Genomic DNA, 7,982 nt, shown 5'->3' on the forward strand with positions numbered 1-7,982 from the left:
CGGCTGATCACAGCGTCGTCCCGCCCATCGAGCAGGAACGCGTGGGCCGGGAGTACATCATTGAGTCGATCGAGTACCCCTTGGCCAAGACCGTTCAGGGCGGCTACAACCGCAACGGCATGGGGGCCTATCAGTTCACCGACGCCCAGTACCTCGCGCTGATTGAATACATGAAGTCGATCAGTCAGTACACCGATCCCGAGCAGCCAGCGATGGACGAAAAGTCCGACTGGAAGACGCTCATGCCTGAAGAAGAACCCAGCGAATAATCGGATCGTCACGCGGACGCCTGTGCCCGCAACCTCGCCGAGCCTGCTCGGCTAACCAGCCAGTCCAACACCCGCCGGCATGATTCGGCGGCTCAACCCCCTGTTGCCATGAGTGTCATCAACACCCCCCCGCCCGTCGCCAACCCCACCGATATCTACGGCCAGCCCGTCTCCAATGAGAAGCTGGACAACTACCTGACCCACGGCAAGGGTTTCCTGTCCTGGGCCTTGACGCTCGATCACAAGCGCATCGGCATCATGTACATGGTCGGCGTGCTGGCGACGTTCCTCCTCGGCGGCATCTTTGCGGTCCTGCTCCGCACCGAGCTGATCTGGGCCGGCCAGACCCTGCCACACCTGATCGCCGACACCTGGACCAGTCAGTACAACCAGATGTTCACGCTGCACGGGGCGGTGATGACGTTCCTGTTCATCATCCCCGCGATTCCGGCCATCCTCGGCAACTTCGTCCTGCCCATCATGCTCGGGGCCAAGGACGTCGCTTTCCCCAAGCTCAACCTCGCCAGCTTTCACATCTACGTCCTCGGCTCGCTGTTCTTCGTCTGGATTCTCGTCGGCGGTCTCGTGAACGCGGCGATGGCGTCGTACATGAACGCGGCCGAACTGGCGATCTGGATGGATAACTGGGGCTGGCTCTTCCCCTACGGACTCGACACCGGCTGGGTGTTCTACACGCCCTACTCGACGTCCAAGACCACCGCCGCCGTCGTCCCCGCGACCATCGGCGTCTTCATCCTCGGCTTCTCCTCGATCCTCACCGGCCTGAACTTCATCGCCTCGATCCACATGCTCCGTCCCAAGGGCATGACGTGGTTCCGGCTGCCGCTGTTCGCTTGGGCGCTGTACGCCACGGCGCTCATCCAGATTCTGGCCACCCCGGTCCTGGCGATCACCCTGCTGCTGCTCGCGGCCGAACGGTTGCTGCAGATCGGCATCTTCGACCCGGCACTCGGCGGTGACCCGGTGCTTTACCAGCACTTCTTCTGGTTCTACAGCCACCCGGCGGTTTACATCATGGTGCTGCCGGCGCTGGGCGTGATATCCGAGACCATCGGCGTCATGTGCCGCAAGCACATCTTCGGCTACAACTTCATCGCCCTCTCCAGCGTTGCCATCGCCCTGTTCGGCTTCCTGGTCTGGGGCCACCACATGTTCACCTCCGGCCAGTCCGCACTGGCCAATGCCCTGTTCTCGCTGATCACGTTCTCCGTCTCGATCCCGTCGGCCGTGAAGGTGTTCAACTGGCTCTCCACCATGTACGGCGGGTCGATCCGTTTGAACACCGTCATGTACTGGGTGCTCGGCTCGATCCTCGTGTTCACCATCGGCGGCCTCACCGGACTGCACCTGGGCACCCTCTCGACCGACATCCACCTGCACGACACGTACTTCGTCGTCGCCCACTTCCACTACGTCATGATGGGCACGGTGCTCTTCAGTCTCGTGGCCGGGATGTACTACTGGTGGCCGAAGATCTTCGGCGTGATGTTCCACGAGGGCTTCGGCAAGCTCGCGGCGATCGTCACAATCGTGGGCTTCAATCTCGCGTTCTTCATCCAGTTCATCCTCGGTGCCCAAGGCATGCCCCGCCGCTACGCCAGCTACGAACCGCAGTACGAGATTTACCACCAGATCAGCACTTGGGGCGCGTTCCTGATGGGCCTGGGTCTGTTCCTCGTGCTGGGCAACTGGCTTCACTCGATCTGGTACGGCAAGAAGGCGCCCGCCAATCCGTGGGGTGCCAACACGCTCGAGTGGCAAACCACCAGCCCGCCGCCGCACGACAACTTCAAGCAGGCTCCGACCGCCGGCGATCCCTACGACCTGAAGCGCTGGCGTTGGGAAGAGAGCACCGAAGAATGGGTGCTCAAGGACGACGCCGTCCGCAGCGAACTCCAAGCGGTCAAGCCCAACCACTAACCCACCCCACCACCCGTGGCTTGACGGCCGCGGGTGGTGCTTGGACACTGCGAGCCGTTTCCCCGAGATCGCCCCCATGACAAGCATCCCCGCCAACCATCCCGCCGACGATGCACATGATCATCACGATCATGACTTAAACCCCGACGGCACCCACGGCCCTGAGCATTTGGCTCACCACTTCGACACGCCCACCCAGCAATACGCTTCGGGCAAGCTCGGCATGTGGGTCTTTCTCGGCACCGAGATCCTCATGTTTGGCGGGCTGTTCGTCGCGTACTTCGTGTACCGAGCCAACCACCCCGACGTCTTCCAGTACGCCGCCCAATCGCTCAACACCACGCTCGGGTTCATCAACACGCTGGTGCTGATCACCTCCTCCCTCACGATGGCCCTCGCCGTTCGGGCGATTCAGCTGGGTAACACCAAACAGTGCCTGGCACTGCTGCTGGTCACGCTCCTCGGCGGCTTTGGGTTCATGGGCATCAAGTCGGTCGAGTACTACGAGAAGATCTCCAAGGGCATCTTCCTCGGCTCCAACAACATCTATTCCGAAATCTATGTCGGCGAAGAAGAAAGCCCCGCGCCCGAAGCCGCAGTGATTGAGGCACAGGACGAAGCCGGAACGGGAACCGACGCCGGCGCGGCCCCGGCGATCGAAGTCGAGCCCGACGCGACAGCGGATGGCCACTCGGCCGATGAGCATGCGGCAGACGACCACGGCGACGCCCACGCGGAGAAGCCGCTCGACATGGCCGCGTGGGGCATTGAGTACACCGACCCGAACGCCGGCACCGGTGACGCGATGGTCATCAAACCGACGTTCCACGTCGAAGGCACCGATGCCCGCATCCGTGACGGCGACGCCCGTGTCTTCGGCAACCACAACGGCCTCGATCCCAAGTTTGTCGACGAAGACGTGAACGAAGTCGTTGTCGCCCACGACGGCCACGCCCACGGCGATTCCCACGATGACGCACACGGGGACAGTCATGGCGGCGGACACGGTGGCCACGGCATCGACTATGCCGATCTCTCCAAGGACGACCAAGCCAACGTCGATACTTTCTACGGCATCTACTACGCCATGACCGGTCTGCACGGCGTCCACGTCTTGATCGGCATGGGCCTGATCGGCTGGGTCGCACTCAAGACCGCGGCCGGCACGTTCAGCCCCAAGTACTTTACGCCCGTTGACATCGTCGGCCTCTACTGGCACCTCGTCGACCTGATCTGGATCTTCCTCTTCCCGCTGCTGTATCTCATCCACTAAACCCATGGCCGACGCACTCAAAGCCCATCCCTACGCCAAGGACCTGAGCCAGCTCAGCCCCGAGGACCGCGCGCTGCTCGCCGACGGCGTGCCGAAGGAAGACGTCCACGACACTGACCACCACGACGAGCACGCACTGGCCCACCCCGTACCGTTGTGGATGCTCTACGGCACCTTCGGCGTGCTCATGGTGCTCTCGATCCTGACCGTTGCGGTCACCAAGCTCGACTTCGGCCCGGCCATGAACCTCGCCATCGCGATCGGCATCGCCGTCGTCAAGGCCGCGTTCGTCGCCGTCATCTTCATGCACCTGCGTTGGGACAATCCGTTCAACACAGTCGCCCTCGTGGCGGCGTTGCTGTTCCTGCTCTTGTTCGTCGGCATCACCATCATCGACACCGGGCAGTACCAGAACATTCTCGAACCCCCGGGCGGTGCCGGTCCCCCGGCCGCGGCACCCGGCGGCAAGTAACCCACCGACGGCGGAGCGACACCCATCGCTCCGCCGTTTTCTTTCGGGACATGCAGGTTCTCCACTTCATTCTCGTCGGCATCCACCTCACCGCGTCGGCGATCTGGCTCGGGTCGATGTGCTACTCCTTGTTCGTCTTTCAGCCACGCCTGCGGGCACACCTGAACGACCCGGAGAAGTTCGAACAGATCGTGCAGACGGTCTCGGCAGGCATGCGGCGGGCCGTAATCGTGGCGCTGACGGCGATCGGTGGAAGCGGGGTCACCCTGCTGTTCTGGCCGGGCGGGACGGGCTGGTGGGTGATGAACGCGGCGAAGCTGGTGTTGTGGCTCGTCGCCTGCGGACTCTTCAGCCGCGTCACGCTCCGCCTCTGGCCGGCGCGCGTCTTCGCCACCGCCGACGAACTGCCGGGCATCCAGCAACAAGCCGCCCGCATCGGCTACACGATGTTCGCGGTGGTTTCTCTCGCCTTCGTCCTCGGCATCACCGCAACCCATCTGCTCGACTGAGCGGGTACGATGCGACCGTGCGGCTTCCCCTTCTCGACACGCCGAACACCGACACCGGCCCGCGGTCGATCGCGGCTGTGCGGATGCTGCGTGTGTCGGTGACCGATCGCTGCAACTTCCGCTGCGGCTATTGCATGCCCGCCGATGGCGTCCGGTGGTTACCGAAAAACGAACTGCTCGACTTCGAGGAGATCGAGACGGTCGTGCGGACGGCGGTGGATGCGCACGGCATTGATCATGTGAAACTCACCGGCGGCGAGCCGACGCTGCGGCCGGGAATCATCGAACTTGTTTCCCGACTCCGCCGCGTGCCGGGCATCACGGACCTGTCGATGACGACCAACGGGTTCGCGTTGGCCGACCTCGCCGAACCGCTCCGCGCCGCGGGGTTGGACCGGATCACGGTGAGCATCGACTCGCTCGACCCCGAGAAGTTTCGCCGCATCACGCGAACAGGCGATCTCTCGAAAGTCCGCGCCGGCATCGACGCCGCACTCATGGCCGGCTTGCGTGTCAAGCTCAACGTCGTCGCGATGCGCGGCGTCAACGACGACGAGTTTGCCGACTTCGCGGAGCTGACACGATCCACGCCGATGACGGTGCGGTTCATCGAGTACATGCCGCTGGGCGACAGTGCGTTTTACGACGGTGCCGGCATGGACGAGATCGGTCCGGCGGGTGGATGTGGGGCGCCGAGAAACTACGGCGACGTGTTCATCGCCGAAGGCGACATCCGCGCCCGTATCGGCGACCTCGAACCGGCCGACCCGGACGCGGGCGTCGGTCCCGCGATCGTCTGGCGTCTGCCCGGTGGCATCGGCAAGGTCGGCTTCATCAGCGCCATGTCCGCGCCTTTCTGCTCGACCTGCAACCGCCTGCGTCTCACCGCGACCGGCGTGCTGCGCAGTTGCCTCTTCGACGGCGGCGAGGTCGACCTACGACCGTTGCTCCCGACCCGTGACCTTGCCGACGCGTTCGTCGAATGCGTCGCGATGAAACCCGACACACACAGCCAACGCGGCAACGAGCAGATGAGCCGGATCGGCGGGTGATCAGTCAACGACGTCGATCAGCACATCGGCCACGCGTTCGCGCTCCGGCTCGGTCAGTTCCGGATACACCGGCAACGCAAGGACTTCGGCCTGGGCCGACTCGGTGTGCGGCAGGTCGCCGACTTTGCCGCCGCGATAGCCGAAGCACTTCTGCAAATGCAGGCCCAATGGGTAATAAATTCCGCTACCGACGCCGTGCTCACCGAGCTTTTCCTTGACGGCGTCACGGTCTTTCACGCGAACGACGTACTGGTTGTAGATGCTCTTGTTCCCCGCATCGATGAACGGCGTCACGATCTGCTCGACCTCCGCGAACCGCTCGTCGTAGTACGCCGCGTTGGCCCGCCGAGCGTCGTGCCACTTTTCGAGGTACTGCAGTTTGACCTTGAGCACGGCCGACTGAAGCGCGTCGATGCGGAAGTTACCGCCGACCTCGTCGTGGTAGTAGGTGTGGCCCGAGCCATGCACGCGGAGCTTGCGCAGCCGATCGGCCAACGCGTCGTCACGGCAGAGCACCGCACCCGCGTCGCCGAACGCGCCGAGATTCTTGGTCGGATAGAAACTGAGCGCGCCCATCCAGCCCATGCTGCACGCCGGTCGACCGTTGCGCGTCGCACCGATCGCTTGGGCGGCGTCTTCGAGGACGAGCAGGTCGTGGCTGCAAGCGATGCGGTTGATCGCGTCCATGTCGGCGCACTGGCCAAACAGATGCACCGGCACGATCGCCCTCGTCTTCGGGGTGATCCGGTGCTCGATGTCGGCCGGGTCGAGGTTGAAGGTGCGCGGATCAATGTCCGCGAACACCGGCACCGCGCCCATCCGATGCACGCAGCCGGCGGTGGCGAAGAACGTGAAGCTCGGCAGGATCACCTCGTCGCCCGGCTGAATGTCGATCGCCATCATCGCCATGATGAGCGCGTCGGTCCCCGACGAGCAGCCGATCGCGTGGGTGCAATCGCAATAGTCGGCCAGGTCCGATTCGAACTCCGCCGTCACCTTGCCGAGTACCAGCGCCTGTTGGTCGGCGATCTCGTCGATGGCGTTTCGAATCTCCTCGCGGATGCCGGCGTATTGGCGACGCAGGTCGAGGAGCGGAACGTTGGCGATCGTCTGGGTGGGCACATCCGTGGGCATGCAAAGAGGATATGCGTTCGGCGTCGAAAGCTCACGGACACAGGCGCTACTGTGGGGCCTTATGCGAATGGCCGTAATTTTTGTATTCCTTTTGGCGGGTTGCACGCCAACGACCTATCAACGCTGGGCGGACCGAGAAGTTGCCCAACTCATCTCCGAAAGATCCGAGGCGACGCTCGGCTATGTACCCGCCGTGCAGTTGGAGATCCCCGACGACGCCGTGCCGGGTGAGCCGGCCTTCGAGTATGCCCCGCTGACGGTCCGCCCCGTCGACGCACCGATCGCGATCGACGTCCTCAAGGAAACGCTACCCGGCGGGCCGCTCGGCCCGCCGGCGGAGTTCGGACCGCAGACCGACACCGGCATCGCTTCCAGCCAACTCGCCGAGCAGCTCGCGATCATGCAGTTGGAGTTCGGCCCGCCCGCGTTCGAGTCCGACGCGCTCTCGTTCGGGCTGGCCGATGCCCTGACCTATGCGACGGCCAACAGTCGCGAGTACCAGGACGAACTCGAAGCGCTGTATCTCGAGGCGTTGGACGTCACGCTCGAACGACACTTTTTCTCACCGCGTTTCTTTGCCGGCGGTTCGTTGGACTACGCCGACGGCGACAGTGATGCCGGCTTTCCGTCCGCCTTGCGCTCCACCGCACGCGCGGGCGTGACCCAGCAACTACCCTACGGCGGCGAAGTCACGGCGCAAGCACTCGTGCGGTTCGTCGACGCGTTCAGCGACTCGGTCACCGACGGCGAGGAAGCGGAGATCGCCCTGAGCGCGGCGGTGCCACTGCTACGCGGGGCCGGCTGGGTGAACCTCGAGCCGCTGATCCTGCAGGAGCGCTCGCTCGTGTACCAGGTGCGCAGCTTCGAGCGATTCCGTCGGCGGTTCGCGGTCGACGTGGCCAGCCGGTACTTCCGTCTGGTGACCAGCCAGCAGAGCGTCCGCAACAACTACCTGAACTACCGGCTGAACCTGCGCTTGCTCGAACGCCAGGAAGCCAACTACGCCGCGGGTCGGCAGGACATCCTCGGCGTGCAGCGCGCGGCCAACTCGCTACTGCGCGCCGAGGACGCGCTCAACGACGCCGAGACGAGCTACGCGAACGCGCTGGACGACTTCAAGATCGTTCTCGGCATGCCGGTCACGACACCGTTGGAGATCGTGCCCCAGGAAATCGAGGTCGCGGAACTGTCCGGCGAAACCGCCGAAGCGCAAGCGCTGGCGTATCGGCTCGATCTGCAAACCGCACGGGACCGGATCGACGACGCACGGCGCGCGGTCGGCGTGGCGGAAAACGGACTGCTCCCCCGGCTCGACATCCTCGCCAACGCTTC

At 64.1% G+C, this 7,982-nt stretch carries 8 protein-coding genes; 7 read left to right on the plus strand and 1 reads right to left on the minus strand.

Going from position 1 to position 7,982, the window contains the following annotated elements; all coding sequences use genetic code 11:
• The 6 genes from AAGD32_17975 to moaA all read left to right on the plus strand — a co-directional run.
• On the plus strand, positions 1-269 hold a 269-nt coding region (locus tag AAGD32_17975; GenBank protein ID MEM8876137.1), incomplete at its 5' end, for a hypothetical protein.
• Positions 270-377: 108 nt separating this feature from the next.
• Positions 378-2,210 carry a cbb3-type cytochrome c oxidase subunit I gene (locus AAGD32_17980; GenBank protein MEM8876138.1) on the plus strand — a complete coding sequence of 611 codons (1,833 nt, stop codon included), beginning with the start codon at positions 378-380 and terminating at the stop codon, positions 2,208-2,210.
• 76 nt (positions 2,211-2,286) lie between these two features.
• Positions 2,287-3,483 carry a cytochrome c oxidase subunit 3 gene (locus AAGD32_17985; GenBank protein ID MEM8876139.1) on the plus strand — a complete coding sequence of 399 codons (1,197 nt, stop codon included), beginning with the start codon at positions 2,287-2,289 and terminating at the stop codon, positions 3,481-3,483.
• 4 nt (positions 3,484-3,487) lie between these two features.
• The gene (locus AAGD32_17990; protein MEM8876140.1) at positions 3,488-3,955 is read left to right on the plus strand and encodes a cytochrome C oxidase subunit IV family protein; all 468 of its coding nucleotides are present in this window, start codon (positions 3,488-3,490) and stop codon (positions 3,953-3,955) included.
• A 50-nt stretch (positions 3,956-4,005) separates the two neighbouring features.
• On the plus strand, positions 4,006-4,464 hold the full coding sequence (locus AAGD32_17995) for a hypothetical protein (protein MEM8876141.1): 459 nt from the start codon (positions 4,006-4,008) through the stop codon (positions 4,462-4,464).
• Between the two features lie 17 nt (positions 4,465-4,481).
• Positions 4,482-5,516, plus strand: coding sequence for a GTP 3',8-cyclase MoaA (gene moaA, locus AAGD32_18000; protein MEM8876142.1), 1,035 nt, complete (start codon positions 4,482-4,484; stop codon positions 5,514-5,516).
• Here moaA and AAGD32_18005 read toward each other — a convergent pair whose 3' ends face one another.
• A complete protein-coding gene (locus AAGD32_18005) occupies positions 5,517-6,650 on the minus strand; it encodes a DegT/DnrJ/EryC1/StrS family aminotransferase (GenBank protein MEM8876143.1) in 1,134 nt (377 codons plus the stop codon).
• A 67-nt stretch (positions 6,651-6,717) separates the two neighbouring features.
• Here AAGD32_18005 and AAGD32_18010 point away from each other — a divergent pair.
• Positions 6,718-7,982 (plus strand): TolC family protein (locus AAGD32_18010; protein MEM8876144.1); only part of this gene is annotated, 1,265 nt, incomplete at its 3' end.

The sequence above is a fragment of the Planctomycetota bacterium genome, assembly GCA_039182125.1.
GTDB lineage: Bacteria > Planctomycetota > Phycisphaerae > Tepidisphaerales > Tepidisphaeraceae > JBCDCH01.

Coding starts and splice junctions, on each gene's coding strand:
- AAGD32_17980 (MEM8876138.1), top strand. CDS start 378: ATGAGTGTCATCAACACCCCCCCGCCCGTCGCCAACCCCACCGATATC.
- AAGD32_17985 (MEM8876139.1), top strand. CDS start 2,287: ATGACAAGCATCCCCGCCAACCATCCCGCCGACGATGCACATGATCAT.
- AAGD32_17990 (MEM8876140.1), top strand. CDS start 3,488: ATGGCCGACGCACTCAAAGCCCATCCCTACGCCAAGGACCTGAGCCAG.
- AAGD32_17995 (MEM8876141.1), top strand. CDS start 4,006: ATGCAGGTTCTCCACTTCATTCTCGTCGGCATCCACCTCACCGCGTCG.
- AAGD32_18005 (MEM8876143.1), bottom strand. CDS start 6,650: ATGCCCACGGATGTGCCCACCCAGACGATCGCCAACGTTCCGCTCCTC.